The sequence below is a fragment of the Longivirga aurantiaca genome, assembly GCF_042660085.1.
Taxonomy (GTDB): Bacteria; Actinomycetota; Actinomycetes; order S36-B12; family CAIYMF01; genus Longivirga; species Longivirga aurantiaca.
Genome location: NZ_JBHSTI010000008.1, coordinates 288,063 through 311,386, shown reverse-complemented (window position 1 = coordinate 311,386; position 23,324 = coordinate 288,063). Strand labels below are relative to the sequence as shown.

23 protein-coding genes are annotated in these 23,324 nt (G+C 69.6%); 7 read left to right on the top strand and 16 right to left on the bottom strand.

The genetic code is table 11. The features are described 5' to 3' along the window. Nucleotides 1-11: 11 nt before the first annotated feature. From ACFQGU_RS05380 to ACFQGU_RS05360, 5 genes are all read right to left on the bottom strand, one after another. Entirely contained in the window at nucleotides 12-2,084 is a 2,073-nt protein-coding gene (locus ACFQGU_RS05380; protein WP_386764475.1) for an oxidoreductase, read from the bottom strand. Further along, entirely contained in the window at nucleotides 2,081-2,890 is an 810-nt protein-coding gene (locus tag ACFQGU_RS05375; protein WP_386764473.1) for an SDR family NAD(P)-dependent oxidoreductase, read from the bottom strand. The genes ACFQGU_RS05380 and ACFQGU_RS05375 overlap by 4 nt, the downstream gene beginning before the upstream one ends. Beyond that, complete coding sequence (locus ACFQGU_RS05370) at nucleotides 2,887-3,876, bottom strand: ABC transporter permease (RefSeq protein ID WP_386764471.1); 990 nt, start codon at nucleotides 3,874-3,876, stop codon at nucleotides 2,887-2,889. Before ACFQGU_RS05370 ends, ACFQGU_RS05375 begins: the two co-directional genes overlap by 4 nt. Continuing rightward, nucleotides 3,873-5,417, bottom strand: a complete 1,545-nt coding sequence (locus ACFQGU_RS05365; protein ID WP_386764469.1) for a sugar ABC transporter ATP-binding protein — start codon at nucleotides 5,415-5,417, stop codon at nucleotides 3,873-3,875. Before ACFQGU_RS05365 ends, ACFQGU_RS05370 begins: the two co-directional genes overlap by 4 nt. 82 nt (nucleotides 5,418-5,499) lie before the next feature. Next, nucleotides 5,500-6,546, bottom strand: coding sequence for an SIS domain-containing protein (locus tag ACFQGU_RS05360; RefSeq protein WP_386764467.1), 1,047 nt, complete (start codon nucleotides 6,544-6,546; stop codon nucleotides 5,500-5,502). 92 nt (nucleotides 6,547-6,638) lie between these two features. On the opposite strand from ACFQGU_RS05360, the gene ACFQGU_RS05355 reads away from it, so the two are divergent. The 5 genes from ACFQGU_RS05355 to ACFQGU_RS05335 are packed head-to-tail and all read left to right on the top strand — an operon-like array spanning nucleotide 6,639 to nucleotide 11,412. Beyond that, nucleotides 6,639-8,027 (top strand): aminotransferase family protein, encoded by a 1,389-nt coding sequence (locus tag ACFQGU_RS05355; RefSeq protein ID WP_386764465.1) that lies wholly within the window; start codon nucleotides 6,639-6,641, stop codon nucleotides 8,025-8,027. Next, nucleotides 8,017-9,213, top strand: coding sequence for an aminotransferase class V-fold PLP-dependent enzyme (locus ACFQGU_RS05350; protein WP_386764463.1), 1,197 nt, complete (start codon nucleotides 8,017-8,019; stop codon nucleotides 9,211-9,213). Before ACFQGU_RS05355 ends, ACFQGU_RS05350 begins: the two co-directional genes overlap by 11 nt. A gap of 56 nt (nucleotides 9,214-9,269) precedes the next feature. Further along, nucleotides 9,270-9,806: a glucose-6-phosphate isomerase family protein gene (locus tag ACFQGU_RS05345; protein ID WP_386764461.1), complete on the top strand. Its 537-nt coding sequence runs from the start codon at nucleotides 9,270-9,272 to the stop codon at nucleotides 9,804-9,806. Further along, on the top strand, nucleotides 9,803-10,744 hold the full coding sequence (locus ACFQGU_RS05340) for a phosphoglycerate dehydrogenase (RefSeq protein ID WP_386764459.1): 942 nt from the start codon (nucleotides 9,803-9,805) through the stop codon (nucleotides 10,742-10,744). Before ACFQGU_RS05345 ends, ACFQGU_RS05340 begins: the two co-directional genes overlap by 4 nt. Beyond that, nucleotides 10,744-11,412 (top strand): HAD family hydrolase, encoded by a 669-nt coding sequence (locus tag ACFQGU_RS05335; RefSeq protein ID WP_386764457.1) that lies wholly within the window; start codon nucleotides 10,744-10,746, stop codon nucleotides 11,410-11,412. The genes ACFQGU_RS05340 and ACFQGU_RS05335 overlap by 1 nt, the downstream gene beginning before the upstream one ends. Before the next feature lie 26 nt (nucleotides 11,413-11,438). Here the strand turns inward: ACFQGU_RS05335 and ptsP are convergent, their stop codons facing one another. The 6 genes from ptsP to ACFQGU_RS05305 are packed head-to-tail and all read right to left on the bottom strand — an operon-like array spanning nucleotide 11,439 to nucleotide 16,607. Beyond that, on the bottom strand, nucleotides 11,439-13,124 hold the full coding sequence (gene ptsP / locus ACFQGU_RS05330) for a phosphoenolpyruvate--protein phosphotransferase (protein WP_386764455.1): 1,686 nt from the start codon (nucleotides 13,122-13,124) through the stop codon (nucleotides 11,439-11,441). Continuing rightward, complete coding sequence (locus ACFQGU_RS05325; RefSeq protein ID WP_386764453.1) at nucleotides 13,121-13,396, bottom strand: HPr family phosphocarrier protein; 276 nt, start codon at nucleotides 13,394-13,396, stop codon at nucleotides 13,121-13,123. Before ACFQGU_RS05325 ends, ptsP begins: the two co-directional genes overlap by 4 nt. Then, nucleotides 13,393-14,601 (bottom strand): alanine racemase, encoded by a 1,209-nt coding sequence (locus ACFQGU_RS05320; RefSeq protein ID WP_386764452.1) that lies wholly within the window; start codon nucleotides 14,599-14,601, stop codon nucleotides 13,393-13,395. The genes ACFQGU_RS05325 and ACFQGU_RS05320 overlap by 4 nt, the downstream gene beginning before the upstream one ends. Then, complete coding sequence (locus ACFQGU_RS05315) at nucleotides 14,586-15,788, bottom strand: phosphopentomutase (RefSeq protein WP_386768161.1); 1,203 nt, start codon at nucleotides 15,786-15,788, stop codon at nucleotides 14,586-14,588. The genes ACFQGU_RS05320 and ACFQGU_RS05315 overlap by 16 nt, the downstream gene beginning before the upstream one ends. Next, entirely contained in the window at nucleotides 15,788-16,210 is a 423-nt protein-coding gene (locus ACFQGU_RS05310; protein WP_386764450.1) for a PRD domain-containing protein, read from the bottom strand. Before ACFQGU_RS05310 ends, ACFQGU_RS05315 begins: the two co-directional genes overlap by 1 nt. Continuing rightward, a complete protein-coding gene (locus ACFQGU_RS05305; protein WP_386764448.1) occupies nucleotides 16,203-16,607 on the bottom strand; it encodes a DUF2620 family protein in 405 nt (134 codons plus the stop codon). The genes ACFQGU_RS05310 and ACFQGU_RS05305 overlap by 8 nt, the downstream gene beginning before the upstream one ends. Before the next feature lie 100 nt (nucleotides 16,608-16,707). Here ACFQGU_RS05305 and ACFQGU_RS05300 point away from each other — a divergent pair, with 100 nt between their 5' ends. Then, a complete protein-coding gene (locus ACFQGU_RS05300; RefSeq protein ID WP_386764446.1) occupies nucleotides 16,708-17,499 on the top strand; it encodes a GntR family transcriptional regulator in 792 nt (263 codons plus the stop codon). On the opposite strand, the gene ACFQGU_RS05295 is transcribed toward ACFQGU_RS05300, so the two are convergent. Continuing rightward, nucleotides 17,486-18,457 carry a shikimate dehydrogenase gene (locus ACFQGU_RS05295; RefSeq protein ID WP_386764444.1) on the bottom strand — a complete coding sequence of 324 codons (972 nt, stop codon included), beginning with the start codon at nucleotides 18,455-18,457 and terminating at the stop codon, nucleotides 17,486-17,488. The two genes, ACFQGU_RS05300 and ACFQGU_RS05295, sit on opposite strands and share 14 nt — an antisense overlap. Nucleotides 18,458-18,484: 27 nt before the next feature. Here ACFQGU_RS05295 and ACFQGU_RS05290 point away from each other — a divergent pair, with 27 nt between their 5' ends. Next, nucleotides 18,485-19,432, top strand: coding sequence for a phosphotriesterase family protein (locus ACFQGU_RS05290; protein WP_386764443.1), 948 nt, complete (start codon nucleotides 18,485-18,487; stop codon nucleotides 19,430-19,432). Nucleotides 19,433-19,438: 6 nt separating this feature from the next. Here ACFQGU_RS05290 and ACFQGU_RS05285 read toward each other — a convergent pair whose 3' ends face one another. The 4 genes from ACFQGU_RS05285 to ACFQGU_RS05270 are packed head-to-tail and all read right to left on the bottom strand — an operon-like array spanning nucleotide 19,439 to nucleotide 23,246. Further along, nucleotides 19,439-19,873 (bottom strand): hypothetical protein, encoded by a 435-nt coding sequence (locus ACFQGU_RS05285; protein ID WP_386764441.1) that lies wholly within the window; start codon nucleotides 19,871-19,873, stop codon nucleotides 19,439-19,441. A 14-nt stretch (nucleotides 19,874-19,887) separates the two neighbouring features. After that, nucleotides 19,888-21,513, bottom strand: coding sequence for a GMC family oxidoreductase (locus ACFQGU_RS05280; protein ID WP_386764439.1), 1,626 nt, complete (start codon nucleotides 21,511-21,513; stop codon nucleotides 19,888-19,890). A 27-nt stretch (nucleotides 21,514-21,540) separates the two neighbouring features. Then, nucleotides 21,541-22,485, bottom strand: a complete 945-nt coding sequence (locus ACFQGU_RS05275; protein WP_386764437.1) for an electron transfer flavoprotein subunit alpha/FixB family protein — start codon at nucleotides 22,483-22,485, stop codon at nucleotides 21,541-21,543. Continuing rightward, nucleotides 22,482-23,246, bottom strand: coding sequence for an electron transfer flavoprotein subunit beta/FixA family protein (locus ACFQGU_RS05270; RefSeq protein ID WP_386764435.1), 765 nt, complete (start codon nucleotides 23,244-23,246; stop codon nucleotides 22,482-22,484). Before ACFQGU_RS05270 ends, ACFQGU_RS05275 begins: the two co-directional genes overlap by 4 nt. Nucleotides 23,247-23,324: the final 78 nt, after the last annotated feature.

The following is a 23,324-nucleotide window of genomic DNA, read 5'->3' as shown; positions in this document are numbered from 1 at the left end:
GTCAGCCCCATCTACAGGACCGTGCCCATCTGGTGCGCCTCGAGAAGGACCGTCTGGACCATGCGTGCGGCGGCGGCGTCACCCACCCGCTCGACCTGGACCGCTGCACCGGACTCCAGCACCAGGTCGTGGAGCGTGTAGAACAGGTCATCGCGCGAGCGCCGCCAGGACACCGGGACGACGGCGTCGACCGCGAGCCACGACTCCTCGCCTGTCACGGCGTCGATCAGCAGCGCCCGACCTGGCTCGACCGCGCGCAGGCCCGTGAACGGCCGCATCACGATCTGCGACTTCCCCACGCGCTGCATGAACATCGCGTGGTTCGTCCCCTCGAGCTCGCTGCCGACCGACGCCCGCGTGGTGATGACGGTGACCTGGTGCCCGGCCGCTGCCAGGAACTCGACGGTGCCGGCAGCCTCCCAGTGCCCCTGGCCGTCCACGACGAGCACGTGCGTCCCGGGAAGGGCCTCGCCGGCAAGGACCTCATCCGCCGAGTAGACGCACGACAGCTCGAGACCTCGAATCTCGGGGCCGACGGTGAGACCGCGCTCGCGCGCGACCACCCCTGCGTCCGGGTCGGCGTGCGACCGACGGTCGGAGTCGGGCAGGTTGGGCTGAGAGCCCGTTGCGACGACGACGACGTCCGGCCCGAGGTCCAGGACGCCCTGGGCGTCGACGTCGACGCCGGTCCACACCTCGACGCCGAGCCTCCGGACGGCTGCTTCGAGGTAGTGCACGACCTCGGCGAACTCCTGATGGTGCGGTTGGCGCGAGCCCAGGCGGACCTGGCCGCCCAGCTGAGTGTCGCGCTCGAACAGCGACACACGGTGCCCGCGCCGGGCTGCGATCTCGGCTACCTTCAGCCCCGCGGGGCCGCCGCCGACGACGACGACGGTACGCGGCTGGGATGCGTGCACCAGCAACCGCTCGCTGTAGAGGAGCTCCTGGCCGGCAGCAGGGTTCTGCACGCAGCGGATCGGCTTCTCCTGCGCCACCGCGTGCAGGCAGCCGTCGTTGCAGCCGATGCACGCCCGCACCTCGCCTGCCCGGCCCTCCAGCAGCTTGCGCGGCGTCTCCGGATCGGCGATGAGCTGCCGCGCCATGCCGATCATGTCCGCTTCGCCGGAAGCCAGCATGTGCTCGGCGAGGTCGGCGTCCTTGATCCTCCCGAAGGCGACGACTGGAAGATCCGACTGGGCCTTGAGGGCCTGGTTCAGCGGCCGGAAGAACCCCTGCGCCACGGCGGCCGGCGGGATCTCCATCCAGAAGCTCGAGAAGGACCCTGCGTCGCAGTTGAAGTAGTCGACCAGTCCGCTCGCCTCGAGGTGCTCGGCCATCCGGAGGCCGTAGTCGAGCTCGTATCCGAAGGGCGTGTACTCGTGCAGACAGATCCGGATGCCCAGCGCCATGTCGTCGGGCATGTTCTCGCGAACGGCGGCCACGCACTCGAGGGGGAAGCGCATCCGGTTCTCGAACGAACCTCCGTATGCGTCCGTGCGACGGTTGAAGAACGGGGAGGCGAAGCTGCGGAGCAGCCCGTCATGGGCGATCTTCAGCTCGACACCGTCGTAGCCGGCAGCCGCGAGATTGCGTGCGGACGTGGCGAACCCTTCGACCGCCCTGCGCATGTCGGTCGCATCCATGGCCTTCGTCGTGTGCACGCTGGACGGCTCAGGCATCTGCGTCGGCGCCCACAGCACCGGCGGGGGGTGCTCCAGCGACGTGTGGCCGCCATGATTGAGCTGGGCGAAGATCGTGGCTCCGTGCGCGTGCACCGCGTCGGTGGTGCGCCGGTTCCCCTCCACCGACCGCTCGTCCCAGGCCGCGAGGTACTTCCGGGACATCTGGCCCTCGTACATCGTCGCCATCGAGCCGTCCACGATGAGACCCGAGCCGCCCCATGCTCGCTCTTCGAGATAGGCGGTGAGGTCTGGAGTCGGCATCCCGTGGACATCCGCCAGGCAGTTGAAGTGCGGCTGGAAGACGATCCGGTTGCGCAGCTCGTGTCCGCGAATGCGCAGCGGGGTGAACAGGTGTGGAAACTCGCTCGTACCGGAGTTCAGGGAGGACTGGGTCACGCTCACGCAATCGCCCCGTGGCACTGCGAGCCTCCGTCGACGAGCAGGAGCGTCCCCGTGACGTACACGGAGTCGTCGGAGGCGAAGAAGAGTGCCGGACCGGCGACGTCATCGGTCGTCGCCAGACGCCCCAGGACGATGGAGCGCCGCGCCGCGCCGATGGCCTCGCCGGGAGACTCGCTGACGAGGTCGTGGTAGCCGTGCATCATCGGGCTGTCGATGTAGCCGGGCGCGATGGCGTTCACGCGGATGCCGAACGCGCCGAGGTCCGCTGCGGTCTGCTGGGTGATCAGGTTCACCGCACCCTTGCTGCCGGCGTACACCGCCGACTGCCTCAACGGCAAGACCCCCTGGATCGACGAGATGTTGATGATGCTTCCCCCGCGACCGCCGCGCTGCATAGCGCGCGCGGCGTACTTCGTGCCGAGGAGGACGCCACCCACGTTGATGTCGATCACCCGCCGGTAGTCGTCCCACGAGAGGTCCGTGATCGCCTCGGCGACACCGGTTCCGGCGTTGTTCACCATGATGTCCACGTGCCCGTACAGCTCGAGCACCCTGTCGACAGTGGCAGCGACGCTCGACTCGTCGGCGACGTCGCAGACCAGCGCCGTCGCCTCGCCTCCCGCACCGCGGATGGACAGTTCGGCCTCGCGTCCGTCATCCTCGCCGCGCGCCGCGATCACGACCTTGGCCCCCTCGGCGGCGAACCGTCTCGCGATGGCGAGACCGATCTGCCGCGACCCACCGGTGACGATCGCCACCTTGCCCTGGAGACGGCCGTGTGCGAGCGGCGCCGTGGCGGTGCTCACTTCTTACGCGCCGCGAAAGCGACCGCCAGGATGATGATCAGTCCCTTGACGGCGATCTGCCACGACGAGCTGACGCCGATGATCACGAGGCCGTTGTTGAGCACACCGATGATCAGCGAGCCGATGAAGGTTCCGATGATGGTGCCGCGACCGCCGAAGAGGCTGGTGCCGCCCAGGATCACGGCGGCGATCACATCGAGCTCGAGTCCGTCCGCGAAGTCGGGGCGCGCGGCATGCGCCTGTGCTGCGAAGAGGAGGGAGGCGAGGCCGGCGAGGACGCCGGACAGCATGAAGCAGTAGATCTTGACGCGATCGGTGCTGATGCCCGAGTAGCGCGCGGCAACCGCGTTGCCACCTGTCGCGTACACCTTCCGGCCGAACGTGGTGAGGTGCAGCAGGACCCCGCCGATGACCAGGATCACCACCGTCCAGATGATCGGGACCGGAAGGCCGAGGACGCTGCCCTCCCAGAAGACGTTCCAGAACGTGGTGTTGTCGACCAGGACCGGAGCCGTGTCGGTCATGACGAACGCGAGACCCTTTGCCACGCCCAACATTCCCAGTGTCACGAGGAAGCTCGGGATGCGCAGCTTCGTCGTCAGCAGCCCGTTGGTGAAGCCGATCAGCGCGCCCACCCCAATGCCCACGAGGGCGCCTGCAATCCAGTTCTCGCCGAACTCCTGCATGAACAGGGCCGCAGAGACACCCGACAGCTTCAGGATCGACGCGACGGACAGGTCGATCTCCGCGGAGATGATCACGAAGGTCATGCCGACCGCCATGACCGTGACAAGCGTCGTCTGCCGGCCGATGTTGGCGAAGTTGGCGGCCGAGAAGAACACCGGTGACATCACCGAGAAGAAGATGATCAGTACGACCAGAGCCAGCGCCTGCGGGTAGGGGCGGTCGCTGTTGAGCATGGCCTTGAACGGGTTGGTCCTGGGCTCGCGCAGGCTCTCGGGCGCCGGGGTAGTGGATGTGCTCATCGCGCTGACTCCTGAACGAGTTGGTGGAGGCCTTCTTCACCTTCGATGTCGGACGTATGGACCGTGGTGACGATGCGGCCGTCGTGGACGACAGCCAGGTTGTCGCAGAGCATCTCGAGCTCGACCAGGTCGGAGGAGATCACCACCACGGCGCAGCCCGCCCGCGCGAAGCGGCGGATGATGCCGTAGATCTCGTCGCGCGCGCCGACGTCGACCCCGACGGTCGGTTCGTCGAGCAGCAGGAGCTTCGGCTCGGGAGTGAGCCACTTGCCGAACACGACCTTCTGCTGGTTGCCGCCGGAGAGGTTCTGCAGCTTGGTGGAGATGCCCGGTGTCCTCACATTGAGGTCGGACACCGCTGCTCTGGCACGTCGGGCCGCCTCGCGCCTGGCGAACATGCCGGACCTCGTGAGCCCGGGGAGCTGGGGCAGGGCCACGTTGGCGGCGATGGTGTCGCCGAGGACGAGCCCCTGCAGATGGCGGTCCTCGGGGATGAGCGCGACGCCGGCGGCGATGGCGCGCGCGGGGCTTCGCCACGCCACCGGTTCGCCCTGGTAGCGCACCTCGCCCTCGGCCGCCCGGCGCAGCCCGAACATGGTCTCGAGGATCTCGGTCCGTCCGGAGCCGACCATGCCGGCGAGCCCGAGGATCTCCCCCGGACGAACGGCGAGGCTCACACCATGGAGCCGTTCGTTGTGAACATCCCGCAGCTCGATGACCGGCGTGGCGCTCTTGCTGGACCCGGCTGCGTGGGACGCGCGTCGCTCGCCCTCCTCGAGGCTCAGGGTCGACTGCGTCAGCTTCTCGTGGCCCGGCCCCACGATCGACTGGACGAGCGCCTCCATGGTGATGTCTGCGGTCTGGAAGGTCCCTGCGTTGAGTCCGTCACGCAGAACGGTGACGCGGTCGCTGATGCGGAAGACCTCGTGGAGGCGGTGCGTGACGTACACGACGCCGACCCCCCGCTTGGTGACCTCCTTGACCGCGTCGAAGAGGATCTCCTCCTCGCCAGCGGACAGGGCCGAGGTGGGCTCGTCCAGGACCAGGATCCTGATGTCGCCCATGAGCGCTTTGGCGATCTCCGTGAGCTGCCGGTAGGCGAAGGGCAGGCTGTCGACGGTCGCGTTCGCCTTCACCGGGAAGCCCTGCTCGTCGAGGTACTTCTGCGCCTTCGCCACGAGGTCGCCGTTGCGCACCAGCTTCAGCGGACCATGCGGTTCGCGTCCGAGGAACAGGTTGGCAGCGACCGTCATGGTCGGGACCAGCGAGAGGTCCTGGTAGACCATGGCGATGCCGCTCTCACGTGATTCCTGGGCCGACTTGAACTGGGTCGGCTCGCCGTGGATCCGGACATCACCGCTGTCGCGCTGGTAGACGCCGGACAGAACCTTGATCAAGGTCGACTTGCCGGCGCCGTTCTGGCCCAGCAGCGCGTGCACCTCGCCGGGCCGCAGCTCGAAGTCGACCCCTCGGAGCGCCTTGACCACGCCGAAGCTCAGGGCGATGTCACGCATGTCGATGAGTGGTGTCGCTTCGGTCATCAGCGCTTCCTTCCAGTTGTGGCGCGCCTGGCGCTCGGCACCCTCTGCATCACGAGTTCGCTCGAGACGGCGTGGACGGGATTCACGCCGGACCCGTGGCGATCCTCGTGATCTTGGAGAGACCCGGCGGCCGGTCGGGGTCCTCGCCGCGAGCGATCGCGGCCTCGCGCGCGGCACGCTGAATCGGCAGGACCGCCAGGAAGGGAACCCAGTGGGACGGGACCTGCGGGATGCGGATGTGGCGCCCGGCGGAGCTCGTGGCCGACGCTCCGATGCTCACGGTCGCGGCGCCTCTGCTCGCCGCTCCTACGGCCGCCTGCTCCGCGAGGCTCCGGCCAGAGGGGTCGGCGTCGACCGTCACCAGGGTCGAGCGGGGCCGGACAGAGTTGATGCTGCCGTGGAGGAACTCGCTGGTCTCGAACGAGGCGACGGGAATCCGAAGGGTCTCACGCAGCTTGATCGCACCTTCCTCCCCTACCGCCTCGGCGAATCCTTCACCCGCGCAAGCGATGTCGGTCGTGCCGTCGAGGGTGAACGTGGCGTCGGGATCGGCCAGCAGCTCGGCCATGAGCTGCGGCAGCTCCGCCTCCGCGTCCACGAGACCCGTCGGGGTATGGGCCATCGCGAGGCCCAGAAGGCACGCCAGCGACGACGTGAAGCTCTTGGTCGCCGGGACCGCGATCTCGTTCCCGGCTCGGAAGTGGATGGTCTGCCGCGGGCCAGCCAGCCCCGCCAGCTCCGATGCCGGCGAGTTGGTGACGGCGACGAGGTTCGCGCCGAGCTCGAGGGCCCGGCGTGCGGCAGCGATGATCTCCGTGCTCTCGCCCGACTGCGAGATCGCGACGACGAGCGTTCCGTCGAGGCGCCGCTGCTGCGACCATGCGAGGTGCGCCGGCGACGTCGTCGATGCCGGGACCCCCGCGAACGTCCGCAGCGCCTCGGCCGCGTAGGTGCCGGCGGAGCGGCTGGACCCCCGGCCCAGCACGAGCACCTCACGCGCAGACGCCACCAGGGGTGCCAGAACACCGCCCTGCTCGCGCACACCCGCGAGGGCGGCGCGCACGCGCTCCGGCTGCTCGGCCATCTCGGCAGCCATCCAGCCTCCCGGCGTGGATGCGATGACGGTCATGCGGCGGGCTCCAGAGTGTGAGGCAGAGCGTTGTCAGCGGTCGCGAGCGGGGCTAGAGTGATAATGATGTTACGACGTCTTCAGGAGGGCAAGTGTCCGTGGTCGACAAAAATAGGGCATCGGACGAGCAAATAGAAGCCCTCGTCGAGGATTCGATCCGCTACGTCTGGCGTCATGGAGTCTCAGCCGCCGCGACGCGCACGGGTCGCGGCCCGCTGGCTGTGTCCGCGAGCGGCGTATACGTCACCGACATGGACGGGAACGAGTACCTCGACGGCCTGTCGGGCGGATCGGCTGCCGCGACCCTCGGTCACGGCCGTGTGGACGTCGCGGACGCGGTCCACGCGCAGATGACGACACTGCACTGGGTCTCGCTGCGGACGTTCATCAACGAGCCCTCGATCGAGCTCGGAAGGCGACTGGCCGGTCTGACCGACGCGGATCTACAGACGAGCTTCTTCGTCTCGTCCGGCTCGGAGGCCGTCGAGAGCGCGACGCAGCTGGCGAAGAGCTTCCACCGCGCTCGCGGTAATCCCGGGAAGAACATGTTCCTCTACCGGAAGACGGGCTACCACGGCACGACGCTGGTCGGAGCCAGCGCGAGCGACAACGCCGAGTTCCGCACGTGGTTCGCGCCCCTCGCGCCGGGGTTCGCCGAGGTCGACGCCTGCTACCCCTACCGACGTCCGGACCACATGACCGAGGAGGAGTACGGCGACGCCTGCGCCGACGCCCTCGAGGCCACCATCCTCGACATCGGCCCCGAGCGGATCGCCGGGATCCTGGCCGAGGCGATCCCGGCTGCGCTCGTCCTGGTCCCGCCGGCGAACTACCTCCGTCGGCTGCGCGAGATCTGCGACCGCCACGACATCCTGTGGATCGACGACGAGGTGTTCATCGGGATCGGTCGCACGGGTCGATGGTTCGGCTTCGAGCACTTCGGGGTCACACCGGACATCGTCACCTCCTCCAAGGGCATCACCGGCGGCTACGTGCCGCTGGGCGCGGCACTCGCCACCTCGCGCGTCATGGAGACGATCTACGGCGACCAGGCGAGCGGCCAGGCGAAGGTCTCGGGCCACACCTACGCGGCGCACCCCACAGCCTGTGCAGCGGGCATCGCCGTGCTCGATGCCATCGAGAAGGAGGATCTGGTCGGCAACGCAGAGCGGGTCGGCGAGTGGATGATCGCGGAGTTCGCGCGCATCTACGCCGATCACCCGAGGGTGGGCGATGTGCGTGGGAAGGGGCTGCTCATCGGCATCGAGCTGGTGCAGGACGCCGCGACACGGACTCCCTTCCCCCGGGAGTCCGGCGTCGGCCGCCGGGTCATGGACCGAGCGATGGAGAACCTCTTCATGCTCCGCGCCACCGGCGACGTCATCACCCTGTTCCCGGCGCTCGTCACCACGATGCCTGACGCACGAGCAATGGTGTCGGCGACCTGCCGCGCGATCGACGAGGTGCTCAGTGAGCTCTGACCGCGACTTCGTCGAGAACATCTCTCACCAGTTCGAGCGGACGGCCGTCCGCGACCACATGTCGGTCGAGGACGCCACCGAGCACCAGTTCCGGCTGGTGGAGACAGCCGCGCAGGTCATGGGATCCGACGAGGTCTTCGTCGAGGACTACGGCCAGGTCCGTGAGCTCGCCACCGTCGGCTTCGGCGGAGGCGGTCGACCGAGGGCGACCGCGCGCGTCGAAGAGGTGCTCGCCCGCTTCTTCGGGACCGATGAGGCGGTCCTCGTGCACGGGGCGGGGACGGGGTCGATCCGCGCCATGCTCAACGGGATCGTCGAACCGGGCTCACGGATACTGCTGCACAAGGCGCATCCCTACAAGACCACCTTGCCCGCGATGCAGCACATGGGCTTGGACGTGCAGTACGTCGACTTCAACGACGCCTCCGAGCTCGAGCGTTCGTTGCGCGCCCACTCCCCCTCCACCTTCTACCTCCAGCATGTTCCCCAGCAGCTGGGCGACTCCTACGGGATCGAGGAGACGATCGAGCTCGCCCGCTCCGTCGGAGGGGATGACCTGCGCGTCCTCGTCGACGACAACTACGCCGTCATGCGCTCGCACCGCATCGGGGTCGAGATGGGCGCGGACGCCTCCGCGCTGTCGCTGTTCAAGCTGCTGGCGCCGCAGGCGATCGGAGCCGTGCTCGCGGACGCTGACTCCGCCGGCCGGATCCGGCGGGACAACGCCTCGGCCGGTGCTCAGGTCCAAGGGCCCTATGCCATGGCCGCATTGCGCTCCCTGATCTACGCGCCGGTCGCGCTGGCGATCCAGAACCAGACCATCCTGCGGGCAGTCGACGAGATCAACGCCGGGATCGCGGCCGGTGACCTGCCGTTCCTGGCCGGTGCCTACTCGGCACAGCCGGGGATCCGCTGCATCGTCCTGCTGTTCGATCGCCCCGCAGCCGAGCACTTCCTGCGCTCCGCCTGGCGCCACGGCTCCCCGAGCCAGTCCGTCGGCGAGGAGGCGCAGTTCGAGTTCCTGCCGCTCTTCACCTATCTCACGAGCACCTTCCTCAAGGCCACTCCCGGTCTCGAGAAGTACGCCGTACGCATCAACCCGATGCGAGGCGGGACCCAGACCGTGATGCGCGTGCTGCGCGATGCCCTCGCGGACACGGAGTTCCAGACAGCCCTGCGCGCCTGAGCAACCATCGAGACCGGAGAACCGCCGTGACATCTGCCCCCCTCGAACCCTTCGCAGTGACGATCGACTTCGCCACCGGAGCGCTCGTCCCTGACCCTGACGTGCTGGACCGCCGGCTCGCCGACCTGGACGGCTACTTCGTCGCCGACATCGACGACCCGGGCGTCGGTGCCTATACCGTGCACGAGGTCCGCGTGCCCCCGACGGGGAACAACCTGCTCTCGTCGACCACGGTCCTGGCGCCGGGCAAGGTCGGCGACGAGTACTTCTTCACGAAGGGGCACTTCCACGCCATCCGGGATCGCGCCGAGATCTACCTGACGTTGTCGGGAGAGGGGCTGCTCGTCATGGCCCTCGAGGACGGCAGGACCGTCACGAAGGAGATGCGCCCAGGCATCGCCAACTACGTGCCCGGCCACTGGGCGCATCGCTCGGTGAACACCGGGACCACGCCCCTTGTCTTCTACGCCGTCTACATCGGCGATGCCGGGTACGACTACGCGACGATCGCCGAGCGCGGGTTCCCGGTGATCGTCGTCGAAGGGGAGGAGGGCCCCGAGGTCCGGCCCAATCCGCGATACGTGGCCTCGTGACCACGGTCGCCGTCACCCCTCGCGGCTTCCGCGAGACGCCGGGTCCGCACCGGGACCTGCTCGCGTCGAGCGGCATGGAAGTCCGCTACGCCACCCAGCAGCGCCCCCTTACCGCGGACGAGCTGTCCGAGCTCCTCGTGGGCTGCACGGGGGTGATCCTCGGAGTGGACGACGCGTCCGAGCCCGTGCTCCGGCAGGCGACGCACCTCACGACGATCGTGCGGTTCGGCATCGGGACGGACAACGTCGATCTCGCGGTCGCCGACGAGCTGGGGATCCGCGTGTCGCGCACCGTGGGTGCCACCACCACGTCCGTCGCCGAACTCACCCTGGGGCTGATGCTCACGGCTGCGCGGTCGATCACGACGATGGACCGCGCGATCCGCGCGGGCTCCTGGTCCCGGCCGAGCGGCATCGAGCTCGCCGGGCGCACCCTCGGGCTCGTCGGCACCGGACGCATCGGACGCGACGTGGCTGTTCGCGCTCGCGCCTTCGGCATGACGGTGATCGGCCATGACCCGCTGGCCGATGCCGGCGACATCCCGCTGGTCGGTCTGGACGAGCTGCTCGCACGATCGGATGTCATCTCCATCCACGCGCCGTACACCCCCGAGACCCACCACCTCGTGGATGCGGCCTTCCTGGCCGCCATGCGACCTGGCAGCCTGCTCGTCAACTCGGCCCGCGGCGGCATCGTGGACGAGGCCGCCCTCGCGCAGGCACTCGTGCAGGGGCCGCTGGCCGCGGCGGCCCTGGACAGCTTCGAGCAGGAGCCACTGCCCGATGACAGCCTGCTGCGCGGCGTGCCCAACGTGGTCCTCACCCCGCACTGCGGGGCAGCAACGGTCGATGCCATCGTGCGCGCCGGGGTCCTGGCGGTCGAGGAGCTGATGCGCGGCCTGGCGAAGCAGCCGATGCTCTACGACGTCGCTGGCTGATGACGACGCTCGGGCTGGAGGCGGACGCAGTCGTGCTCGACCTCGACGGCCTCCTCGTCGACAGCGAGACTGCTGCGTTCGACGTCGCCCGAGGGATTCTTGCCGACGAGGGGGCGCACCTCGACCGTGAGCTGTTCGCCCTGCACGTCGGCCGCCCCGCGAGCCGTCTCTACGCTGCACTCGTCGCCCACTACGGCATGGCCGTGGCCGTCACAGACCTACTGCGCCGCCGCGAGGACGGGCTGGCTCGGTTCTACGCGGATCCCACGCCCATGCCTGGCGCCGTCGACTTCGTGCGCCGGGCGGCCGCCCGGGGCATCGCCGTCGGGGTCGCGTCGTCCAGTCATCTCTCGGTGGTCACCCGTGCCGTCGAGGCGCTCGGCCTGCTGCCAGCCGTCGGTGCTGTCGTCGGGCGGGGAGGTCCGGCCGGTCCGGCCCCCAAGCCCGCGCCGGACGTCTACCTCACCGCACTTCGCCGTCTGGGCGTGAGCCCGAGCGCCGCCGTCGGGGTGGAGGACTCCGCCACCGGTGCGCAGGCCTCGGTCGCGGCGGGCCTGACAACCGTGGTGATACCCAGCGAGTGGACGCTGAGCCAGACGTTCCCCTCGGGCGTCCTTCGGACGGGCTCGCTGGCCAACCTGGACGTCCGCCCTCGGCCGCCAGGCTGAGGGCGGCGCCGCCGTCCTCGGCGCGCTCAAGCCTCGAACGGGCGCGACTCCAGGATCGCGTCGACATCGCGATGGCGGCGCGCTCTCAGCAGCTCCTCGGCCGCCCGTTCGGCGGCCGCCGTGTCGATCGTGCGGATCCGCTCCTTCACAGCCGGCACGAGCGGCCCTGACACGGACAGCTGCCGATACCCCAGGCCGATGAGCAGGCCCGTAGCCCGCGGGTCACCTGCGAGCTCGCCGCAGACGCTGACGGGAGTCTCCTTCGCGCCGTCGCGGATGAGATGCAGCGCGCGAAGGACGGCCGGATGGAACTCCGAGTACAGCCCGTGCAGGTGGCGATTGCCGCGGTCCGCCGCCAGCAGGTAGGCGGTGAGGTCGTTGGTACCGACCGAGAGGAAGTCGACCTCCCGCGCCAGGGCATCGACCAGCAGCGCGGCACTCGGCACCTCGACCATGGCGCCGAGGCGGAACGCGACCCGAGGCGCCACGTCCTGCAGGACGCGGCGCACGTCGTCGAGCTCCTCGAGCCCCGAGACCATCGGAACCATCACCGACACGCCCGGGAAAGCATCGGAGGTCCGCGCGAGCGCGCGCAGCTGCGCGTCGAACACCGGACGGTTCGCCAGGGTCAGGCGAATGCCGCGAACTCCGAGGAACGGGTTCTCCTCGGGGTCCATCTTGAGCCCGGGAACCGGCTTGTCGCCGCCGACGTCGAGGGTCCGGAAGGTCACCGGACGCCCACCGGCAGCCTCGGCCACCGCCGCGTAGTGCTCAGCCTGGGTCGCCTCGTCCGGCAGCCCGTCCGACCGCATGAACAGGAACTCGGTCCGGTACAGCCCGATCCCGTCCGCACCCTCGGCCACGGCCCGCTCGACGTCGGAGACGCTGGAGGCGTTCGCGAGCACGTGCACCTGCACGCCGTCCCGGGTCGTCACCGACTGGGTGATGACGGACGGCGTCGCACGCCCCAGGGACCTGGCCCGTGCCAGGTCGAGGGCGTGCGGCTCCGGATCGATCTCGCACGTGCCTGCATCGCCGTCGAGCACCACGACCACACCGGGAGCAGCGGCCTCCAGCACCCCGACGGCTCCGACCACAGCGGGGATCCCCAGCTGGCGCGCCAGGATGGCGGCGTGCGAGGTGCGGGCCCCGGCCTCGGTCACGATGCCGCGGACGACGTCGAGGTCGAGGTCGAGGGTGTCGGTCGGAGTGAGCTCGTGGGCTGCGACCACGACATCGCCGGTCTGACCGTGCAGCGCGTGGGTGCGGGACCTGCCTACGAGATGGCCCGCAACGCGCTGGCCGACGTCGAGCACGTCGGCCGACCGCTCGCGAAGGTAGGGATCGTCGAGCGAGGCGAGGGCCTCGGCCACGGCCTCGGTCACCGACCGCACCGCGGTCGTCGGCTCCGCCCCGCCGAGCACCTCGTCACGAATCGGCTCCCACCACTCGGGGTCGTCGAGCACGAGCAGCTGGGCCTCGATGATCGCAGCCGGGTCGCTCCCGATGCGCTGCCGCGTCTGGGCCGCGATCGACGAGATCTCCTGGCGGCTGGCGGCGACGGCGGCAACGAGCCGGGTCATCCGCTCTTCGGCACTTCCTCCGGACTCTGAGACCGAGACGGAGTCGACGTCGGTCGGCATCAGCGCGCCCACCACCACGAGACGGCCGACAGCGATCCCTCCCGAGACGGGGATGCCGGTGACGATCACGATGTGCCTTCTCCGTGGACCAGCTCGAGGAACGAGGCGAGCACCTCGACCGCGACGGCTTCGTCGGGACCCGTTGCCGTCACCGTCACCTCGGTGCCGCCCACGATGCCCAGTTTCAGCACCGCCAGCAGGCTCTTGCAGTTCCCCGTCTTCTCGCCGGACGCGAGGACGAGGTCGGACTCGTAGGCCCGGGCCTGTGCCACGAGCTCCGCTGCGGGACGAGCGTGGAGCCCCAGGGGATCGGCGACGACGGCGGTACGGATGGCGGTCATGGGTGGGTTCTCCCGTTCGACAGCGGCAGCAGGTCAGGGCCGAGCCGGAATCCCGTGCTGGTGAAGATGCCCTCCACGGTGGGGGTCCCCTGTACGCCGCTCACCACCGCGACGAAGCACCTGCTCACGAAGACCTGCGCCCGGAAGGCGTAGACGACGGTGCTGCCGACCCGCACCGATGGCGGATCGTCCGTACGCAGTGTGCCGTAGTAGTCGATCGCCTCGGCCGGGTCGAGCTCGACCTGGGCGACGAGGGGGGTGGCACCGGCCTCGTCGTACACCAGCGCGGTGCGCGACTTGCACCGTGGGTAGAGGCCGCCGGCGATCGCGTAGGCGGCGTCGGCAGTCGTGTGCGACACCTCCGAGACGTAGATCATGGCCGGGAGCTCGGGCTCGTCGCTCACCGCGTGCAGCGGTGTCTGGCCGGTGAGGCAGCTCCCTGGCTCCACATGGGTCGCACCGGCTGCGGCCTTCATCCCGAACGTCGCGGTGCAGCACGCACTCGGGGCGTTGAGGACGTCCACGTCGATCCCGGCGGCCCGCAGAGCCTGCGAGACCGCACCCAGCGTGGAGAGGTTGGCTGTCGGCGCGAACGCGCCGACGGACTCGTCCCACAGGACCACGGGGAAGCTCGTGACTCCGCGCAGACGGACGCCGGGTAGGTCCCGGATCCGGGTCGCCACCTCGACCGCCTCGTGCACCGGCACGCCGCCGCGCTGCGCGGCGTAGAACGTGTCGTCCGGGCCGACCACGCGAAGGGTGACGTCCTGCACGAGCCCCCGCTCCACTGCCGCCGCGCTCAGCCGGGCAGCCTGGGCCAGGCCGAAGACCGTGATGAAGTCCGGCTCCATGTCGAGGGCCAGGCCGACCTCGTCTCGCGGGACCTGCACGAGGTGCCCCAGATGCCCGATGCGCAGCCCGTGGCTGTGGAGCAGCCGCGCTTCCTCGAAGTCCACCGCCACCACCTTCTCGATACCCGCCGCTGCCACGGCCCGGGCCACGATCGGGTTGCGACCGAACTGCTTGGTCATCTGGTACGGCGTGAGTCCGTGCGACGCCGCTGATCGCGCGACCAGCGCCGCATTCCTCGACACGGCGTCCAGATCCACCACGTAGCAGTTCGACGGGATCCGCCCCGCCTGATGGAGGTCGACGGCGGCGCCCACGAGCTCGGGATTGCGGCGCAGGGTCACATCGATGAACACAGGATCTCCCGGGCGAAGGACGTGCCTGAATCGAGTGGCTCGGTGCCGAGGAGCTCCGCGACGGTGGCCCCCACGTCAGCCAGGGACGACCGGATCCCGAGATCGACCGGGCGTAGCTGCTGGCCGAGGACGAGGACCGGTACGTACTCGCGGGTGTGCCTGCTGCTGCCCGAGGTCGGGTCGTTGCCGTGATCGGCGGTGATCACGAGAAGGTCGTCGGGTCCGAGACGGTCGAGCAGCTCCTGCAGCCTGGCGTCGACGGTTGCCAGGACGCGGGCGTAGCGCGCGGCATCCTGCTCGTGCCCCGCCAAGTCGGACTCCTGCACGTTCGCGACGATCAGGCCGCGGCTCAACCCGTCGAGATGCCGCACAGCGGCATCGAACACCCCGTCCGTCGGCACGATGTTCTCCAGGGTCGCCCCCTCGCACCTCACCACATCGGCGGCCTTGCCGAGCAGGACGACATCGCCGCCCTGGTCCTTGACCCGCATCGGGAGCTGACGCTCGATCGGCAGGTCGAGTCCGAGGTGCCGCACCTGGTAGTGCTCGTTGTAGACGCCGAGGCTCGGGGTGTCGACGCCGATGTGCCCGTCGCCGCGATGGACGATGTGGGAGCGGATGCTGTCGACGTCGTATCCGCGGCTCCCGACGACGATCACCCGCGAGACGTTGATCGCGCGCCGCACGATCAACCCGATCTCGGTAAGGGCGTCGAAGTCGATGTCGTCGAGTGACGCGGTCACGTTCACGTTGAGCCGCGCACGTGCCTCGATGTTGTCGTGCACCACCACGGCACCGTCCACCAGCAGCATCGACTGCCCGACGACGAGGGGTTCCACCGTGTGCCCTGCGGACCGGAGGGCCGCGGCGACGTCGTCGCCGAGCTCCTCCATGAGCCGGAACTCGACCCGTGAGAGGCCACCGCCCATGAGCTCCTGATGGCCCATGTACGTGTCCGCGCCGATGTGCACAGGCGTGAGCCGGCCGTATGCCGCACGCGGTTCCTGCACCGGCTCGACCGCGTCGGGCACGAGACGTCCGAGGCCCAGCGACGCGAGCACCGGCAGCCGGAGGTCGACGGCGTCAGCGACGTGCGCCAGCGTGTTCATCCCGAGGTCGGCTGGGCCGGCGTCCGGCGTCGCCCCGATGCCGAAGCCGTCGATGACCACGATGACCGCGCGCCTCATCACGCTCCGGACGCTGCCTTCTCGTCGACCAAGCCGCAGAGGTGGACCGTCATGAAGGTGATCTCCGACTCGGGGACCTCGCGCTGGAGCAGGCGCGAGGCGTCGTGCATGACGCGCATCACCGCATCGTGCTCGCGCGTTCGGTCCGCGATCTCCTCCGCCGCCACGACCGACGACGCGATCTCGGGGTCGCCCCGGTTGATGCGGGTGAGGGCGATGGCGAGATGGGTGACGAACTGGGCGGCGTTGTCCTCGGTCAGCGTGAGACCGAGGTCGGTCGCCAGCTCTGCGAGGCACAGCTCGGTGAGACGGCGGGCGAGGTTGGTCACCTGCCCGCTCTCCTCGAGCAGATCGAGCCTCTCGGCGAACTCGGCGGCCACCGCCGCGAGTGCTGCGGCCGAGGTGGGGGCCGACTCAGTCATCCGTGCCTCCGCCAAGCGCATCGCGGTGGGCGAGGATCTCGCTGATGATCATGGGGATCGCGGCCGTCGACTGCTCGTAGGCGAACCCGAAGGCGATGCGGCCCTCGCCTACCGCGGTCCGCACCCGCTCCTCCGTGACGATCATGCCGGGTGTTCCGACGATCCCCACGAGGTTGGCGCCCAGGATGGCGGTGGCCGCAGCCAGCGCTCCGCCGCCGCCGGACCAGCAGGTGCCGAGGTAGTAGTCGGCCTGACCCTTCTTGACCAGCCGAGCGCCCTGCATGTCGCCGAGCGCGGCCGCCTCCACCCGGCCTCCGCCCGCGTTCGTGGCGAGCTGCGCCATGGAGGGGGCATCGACACCAGCGACGACGACGCGAACGAGCCGTTCCTTGACCATCAGGCCTTCTTTCCTCGTGTACGTGCGGTGGTGGGATCAGGTCGGCGAGTGCCACCGGGGAGACGACAGGACGTCATGACCGGATGTTACGTTCTACCCCGTGACGGACCTGGGGATCGACCACGACGCCCGGCTGCCCTACTACGAGCAGCTCAAGCAGTTGATCGTGCGCGAGATCGCGCGCGACAACCTCGAGCCCGGCCACCTGATGCCGTCCGAGGCCGAGATGTGCGCGCGCTACGGCGTCTCGCGGACCGTGGTGCGGCAGGCCGTCGGCGAGCTGGTCAACGAGCGAGTCCTGCAGCGGATGCGCGGCAAGGGCACCTTCGTGGCGAAGCCGAAGCTCTCCGAGCAGTTCATGGAGAGCACCGTCGGCTTCTTCGAGGACATGACCAGCCATGGGCACTCGGTCTCGAGCAGCGTCCTGTCGATCGACCGTGTCGAGGTCGTGGGGCGGGCTCGTGAGCTGATCGGCGCCGCTCCCGGTACGCACTGCATCGAGATCGTCCGGCTCCGGGCTGTCAATGACGAGGTCGTCGCCTTCACCAAGTCCTACATCGCCCGCGACGACGAGGCCATCCTGACGCAGCTGCGCGCGGCCGACCTCGCCACGGTGTCGCTGTACCGCATCCTGTCCGACCAGTTCGGCCTGCGCATCGACACCGGCCATCGGTCCATCGAGGCGGTCGCCGCCTCGGGCATGCTGACCAAGCTTCTGGAGGTCGGCCCCGGCGACCCGCTGCTCTACATCGAGTCGGTGGCCCGCAACGCTGCGGGCGATGTCATCGAGTGCTTCCTGGCCTGGCACCGGGCCGACCGCATGCGCATCGAGATGGACGTCGTCCGCGACAGCCGCAGCTCCGCGGGGGTCGACTCCCTCAGCCACGGCTGACGCCGGCACTGCCCACCTCCCGACCCGACACCTGACCGGCGATTGAGGCGAGCTCGGCGAACACGTCGGGGGACATCGCGACGCCGAACAGCTCGGCGATGACCTCGGTCCAGCCGTGGAGGAAGTAGCGCCACCCGTCGGCGACTACGAGACCCCGCTCGAGCTGCTGCGCCCTCGCGATGTCCAGGAACGCCAGGTCGCCTCGGTAGTTCATGTCCCACGCCACCGCGCCCCGGGGGAAGACCGCGTCCGGCCCGACCGGCGAGCCGGGCAGGTCCTTGCCCATGCCCGTGGCGTTCACGACCAGGGAGCCCTCGGCGGACGCCGACACCAGGTCCCCGGCCTGCTCCGGGCTGCTCGTGACGACGAGCTCGAGCTCTGCCCGAACGTCGAGCTGGTCGAGCACCTCCCGGGAGACCGTCAGTCGCCCGGGGTCCCGGTCGGCGAGCACCACCCGGCGCGGCTGGTGCCCGCCGTCCAGGACTGCCGCGGCCAGAGCCAGCCCGGCACCACCCGCGCCGAGGCAGACCAGATCGCGCTCACCGCCGCCCCAGGGGTCCTCGCCGAGCAGGTGCGTGTACGCCTGGCGCGAGGTGATCGGGTCCTTCGCCCAGCCGATCAGACCCCGGTCGCGCACCGCGATGCACGAGATCTCGCGACACACCTGCGCCCAGGGGTCGAGTTCGGAGAAGCGGTCCGAGGCGGCGTCCCAGACCGCGGCCTTGTGCGTCGTCACGAGCGCGCCGACTGCCTGCGGGTCGACTGCCAGGGTGTCGATCACCGCGCGCACGTCGTCCGGGCGGGCCTGCACGGGGAGATCGACGCCGTGCATCTCGGCGCGGAGGCCGAGCGCCTCGGCCCAGGCGGGGAAGATGGTCATGATGCCGGAGGCGGCCGTGGAGACGCCCACGAAGTAGAGCCGTTGCACCACGTCCTGCTCCGATGGTCTCGTCATCATGTTGTCACTACGTTATGATAAGTGACCATGACGGGTCAAGCATTCGTACGGACGGTGCTCGGTGACATCCCACCGACGGCTCTCGGTCTGACGCTCTGCCACGAGCACCTCATGACCGCCCCCGCGCCTCGGCTGCGCGACAACGACGACCTGCTGCTCGACGACGAGGCTCGCGCGACCGAGGAGGTGGCCATCTACCGCTCGGCCGGAGGCGGGGCCCTCGTCGAGGTGACGGTCGCCGAGTTCGGCCGCGACGTCGCCGCTCTCGCGCGCATCTCGCGCGCCTCCGGGGTGCATGTCGTCGCCACCACCGGCCACGTGTCCGTCGACTACTGGTCCGGGGTTCTCGACATCGAGGACCGCGGGGTCGACCAGCTCGTCGAGGAGATGACGGTCGAGCTCACCGAGGGGATCGGTGCCACCGGCGTACGCGCGGGGGTGATCAAGGCAGGCAGCTCCCGGGACACCGTGACTGCCGCCGAGGAGCGCGTCCTCACTGCAGCAGCCCGGGCGCAGGTCGTCACGGGCGCGCCGATCACCACCCATACGACGGCCGGGACGATGGCCGTCGACCAGGCCCGGGTCCTCACCCGTGCCGGCGCCGATCCGCAGCGCGTCACGCTCGGTCATCTCGACCGCAGGCTGGACGTGGCGGAGCACCGCGCCTTGGCGCGGGACGGGTTCACACTCGGCTACGACTGCGTGTCGAAGGAGTGGTACGAGCCGGACTCCGCCCGAGTCCAAGCGATCCTCCGCCTCGTCGAGGACGGCCTGGTCGACCACATCACCCTGTCCGGCGACCTGGCACGACGCAGCTCGCTGGTGTCGTGGGGTGGTGGGCCCGGCTACAGCTACATCCCGTGGCGACTCATCCCGTGGCTACGCCGCGAGGGCCTCGACGACGAGTCGGTACGCCGGATCACCGTCGACAACCCCGCGCGCTTCCTGACCTGGCATGAGCCGGCCCGCCCATAAGCCGTCTCAGGCGTCCGGGGTGGGGCGGTAGATGGGGCCTCGGGCGATGACGACGTCGAGGATGCCGTCCTCGAGATAGGCGTCGGCCTCGTCGGGCAGGGCGGGCTGACGCATCGGCACCGGGCCCGGGTAGCCCAGCTCACGACGCACCCGCGGATTGATCAGCCACGCCCCCGCGACCGCGAACGCGAACGCCGAGAACCGCTCCGCGTCCGAGGCCCGCAGACCGGCCACGACCGACTCGGCATCCCCAGCCACGTCCAGCACCCCGCGCACCACGACCTCCATGTCCGGGCGCGCCACGAACACCCGGTCGATCCACACCGAGTGCACCTCCGCCTCGCTGGCCGAGGGCAGACCGGCACCGCCGCGGATCAGGACGTCGGCCAGCGCGGACAACCGGGCCCGCTGCTCCGCGGTGAGCGGCACCGAACCCTGCACGGACACATCCACGCTCACCACGCCACCACCTGGTCACGGTTGTTCGCGATGAACGTCGCCGTCCGCTTGGCCAGCGCACAGATCGTCGCGGTCGGATTGACTCCCGTCGCCGTGGGGAACTGGCTCCCGTCGATGACGTAGAGGTTCGGGACGTCATGGGTCCGACCCCAACGGTCCACGACCGAGGTCTCACGGTCGTCGCCCATCTTGGCGGTGCCCATGTTGTGCCACGAGGGGTTGTTGCGGTTGGTGATCCACGCCTTCGTCGCCCCGGCGGCCTCGTGCGCCTCGAGGCTCCGCTGGAGGTTCCAGTCGACGAGCCGACGCGTGTTCTCCGATGTCACGTAGGTGACCTTGGCGGCGGGAAGACCGTCGGAGTCGGACATCGACCGGTCGAGCGAGATGAAGTTCGTCTCCTCCGGCAGGTCGTCGGGCATGATCATCCACTCGATGAGGTGCCCGACGGACGACCTCATCCGGTCGGTGAAGGGCTCCCCCCAGAACGGCTCGTCCGCGACACCCGCCTCCCCCATCGTGAAGCGGTTGATCATGCCGAGGGGGCGCCCCGCGGACGGGATGATGTGCCACTTGCTGCCGCGCACGAATCCGCGCGAGGCATCGGTCTCGTAGAACTGCATCGACTCGATCGCCTCGCCGGTTGGGCCGACCCAGTCCTCGAGATCGTCCTCGTAGAGACCGACGGATGTGCCGAACGGATGTGTCATGAACCGCTTGCCGACGAGGCCCGAGCTGTTCGCGAGCCCGTCCGGGAACCGGTTGGACTCGCTCATCAGCAGAAGTCGTGGCGTCCCGACACCGTTGGCGCCCACGAGCACGACCTTGGCCGGCTGGAAGTGCTCCTTGCCGTCCTTGAAGTAGACGGCTCCGCTGGCACGGCCCTTCTCGTCCAGGGTGATCTGGGCGACGCGGGCGCCGGTCTCGAGCCGCGCACCGTGCGCCAGCGCATCGGGGATGAGGGCTACGTCGCTCGAGCCCTTGGCCCCCTCAGGGCATCCGTACATGCACACGCCGAGGCGCTGGCACTGCTTCTGATGCAGATGGTCACGGGAGGCGATCGAGTTGTAGCCGGGCCACCAGTGCCAGCCCAGCTTGTTCATGCCCTGCGCCATGACGCGTCCCGCCATGTTGATGGGCAGCGAGGGGAGCGGCGGCGCGTAGCCCGGCGGGTAGGCCGGGTTCCCTGGCTGACCCGAGATCCCGAGCTCCAGCTCGACCTGCGCGTAGAAGGGGGCGAGCTCCTCGTACGACAACGGCCAGTCGTCGGCCACGCCGTCGAGCGTGCGCACGCGGAAGTCCGACGGCTTGGCGCGGCACCAGCAGCTGGCGTACAGGACCGTGCTGCCGCCGACGCCGTTGAACATCCCGATGACCGCCGCGCTGTCGTCGAGATTGACCGGGTAGTCCTCGGGGCGGTTACGAACGTTGGGGTTCGGATGCCAGGGACCGCTGCCGAGGAGCTCGTACTCCGGACGGAGCCCGGGCATGTCGCTCTGGTCGACCCAGTTCCCCTGTTCGAGGATGACGACGCTGAGGCCTTCCTCGGCCAGATGCTTGGCCGCGACACCGCCCGACGCTCCCGCGCCGATGATGAGTACGTCTGGCACATCGTGCGTGCTCACGAGATCCTCCCGACCCTGGTGCGCTGGCTAGGCGAGCAGCAGGTTGAGCTGCTCGACGACGTCATGGATATCCTCGACGGCACCGACATCGGCGTGGCCGAAGAGCGGGGCGTTCCTGTCGGAGTTCACGACCAGGATGGTCCGGCTGTTCTGCATACCCGCCAGGTGGTGCAGCGCGCCGGAGATGCCGAAGGCCAGGTACAGGCGGGGCTTCACGGTCGAACCGGTCTGCCCGACCTGGTGCGCCGCCGGCAGCCATCCGGCATCGACGATCGGCCGCGAGGCACCCAGCGCCACACCCAGCCTGGCCGCAACGTCCGCGAAGACAGCCACGTTCTCCTGGCTCCCCACTCCGCGACCGATCGAGAGGATCACGTCGGCGCGCGCGAGGTCGACGTCGCCCGACGGCCGAACGAGCTCGACGGAGCGAACACGCGATGGGGCGATCTCGACGCTCAGCGCCCGTACGACCGGTGCGCCACCGGGCTCGACGGGCTCCCAGGACGACGGGCGTACCAGGACGACGCCCGGCCGGGAGCCGTCGAGCACCACCTCGGCCTGGACGCGGCCGTCGTAGACCGACCGTGTCGCGACCAGGTTCTGTGAGTCGTCACGGCGCAGGGCGATCGCGTCGGTGATCACGCCCACGTCCAGGACGTGACCGAGTGCGGCCGCGTAGGACGAGGAACGGATGGTGAATCCGGCGATCACCTGATCGGGCCGGACGTCGGCCACGAGGGCCACGGCCGCCTGGAGCGCCTGCTCGTGATCACGGTCCGTCCCTGGGACCGCGACCGTCACGATCTCGGTGACACCCGCCAGAGAAGCGGCAAGGACGAGCGCCTCAGGGTCCTGCGCGACGAGGCCGAGGACGATGTCGCCGCCCAGGCCCACGGCGGCCGCGACCGCCTGCGCTGTCACGGGGGCGAGGACGCCGTCCACCACCTCGGCAAGGACCAGGGAACGGGTCACGACTGGGCCTCCCGAACCAGTTCGACGATGCGGGCGGCTACGACCGACGGGCCGCCCTCGATGAGCTCGATCGAGCGGCCGGAGCCGTGCGGAGCTGCCTCAAGGCGGGTGAGCGTCGTCCGCGCCGGCGGCATCACCGAGGGCTCGAGCACGCCGATGTCAGCCTTCTTCGCACGCATCTTGTCCTTGAAGGTCCCGTAGCGAGGCGTGTTGGCACCGACCTGAACCGTCACCAGGGCGGGCAGATCCACCTCGACCCGCTCGACGAGGCCGGCCTCGAACTCGCGCTCCAGGCTGAGGGTCGATCCGGACGCCGACAGCCGTCGGCCCACGGGCACGCAGGCGACACCCCACCGCGCGGCGAGGGCCGGCCCGACCGACTGGGCGCCGGTGTCCGACGACTGGACTCCGGTGAGCACGAGGTCCGGGGACTCGGCCTCGACGGCGGTCATCAGCGCGGCGGCGATCGAGCCGGCGTCGGAGAGCACGACCCCCTCGCCCCACACCCGGACAGCACGCTCCGGACCGAGCGCCAGCGCGGAGCGGAGCGCGTCCTCGGCACTGTCCTCGCCGACGCTGACGAGGACGACCTCGCCGCCGCCGGCAGCCGCGACGAGCCCTAGCGCCTCCTCGACGGCGCACAGATCCGCCTCGTTCACCAGAGCGGTGACGAAGGCAGGGTCCAGCTCGCGCCCGTCAGGGGTGAACTCGAGGTAGGTCGCCACCTCGAGCGTCTGTGTGACACAGACCAGGACCTTCACGAGCCCTCCAATGCAGCATATGCAGATGCTCCGCGCATAGTGCAGAAGATTACCCAGATGCGTCGGGAGGAGTCAACG

Bases quoted from the DNA above. Each gene is read 5' to 3' on its own strand.
- ACFQGU_RS05310 (WP_386764450.1), bottom strand. From the start codon at position 16,210: ATGACTGAGTCGGCCCCCACCTCGGCCGCAGCACTCGCGGCGGTGGCC.
- ACFQGU_RS05295 (WP_386764444.1), bottom strand. From the start codon at position 18,457: ATGATGACGAGACCATCGGAGCAGGACGTGGTGCAACGGCTCTACTTC.
- ACFQGU_RS05370 (WP_386764471.1), bottom strand. From the start codon at position 3,876: ATGAGCACATCCACTACCCCGGCGCCCGAGAGCCTGCGCGAGCCCAGG.
- ACFQGU_RS05305 (WP_386764448.1), bottom strand. From the start codon at position 16,607: ATGGTCAAGGAACGGCTCGTTCGCGTCGTCGTCGCTGGTGTCGATGCC.
- ACFQGU_RS05315 (WP_386768161.1), bottom strand. From the start codon at position 15,788: ATGAGGCGCGCGGTCATCGTGGTCATCGACGGCTTCGGCATCGGGGCG.
- ACFQGU_RS05335 (WP_386764457.1), top strand. From the start codon at position 10,744: ATGACGACGCTCGGGCTGGAGGCGGACGCAGTCGTGCTCGACCTCGAC.
- ACFQGU_RS05325 (WP_386764453.1), bottom strand. From the start codon at position 13,396: ATGACCGCCATCCGTACCGCCGTCGTCGCCGATCCCCTGGGGCTCCAC.
- ACFQGU_RS05360 (WP_386764467.1), bottom strand. From the start codon at position 6,546: ATGACCGTCATCGCATCCACGCCGGGAGGCTGGATGGCTGCCGAGATG.
- ACFQGU_RS05290 (WP_386764443.1), top strand. From the start codon at position 18,485: ATGACGGGTCAAGCATTCGTACGGACGGTGCTCGGTGACATCCCACCG.
- ACFQGU_RS05365 (WP_386764469.1), bottom strand. From the start codon at position 5,417: ATGACCGAAGCGACACCACTCATCGACATGCGTGACATCGCCCTGAGC.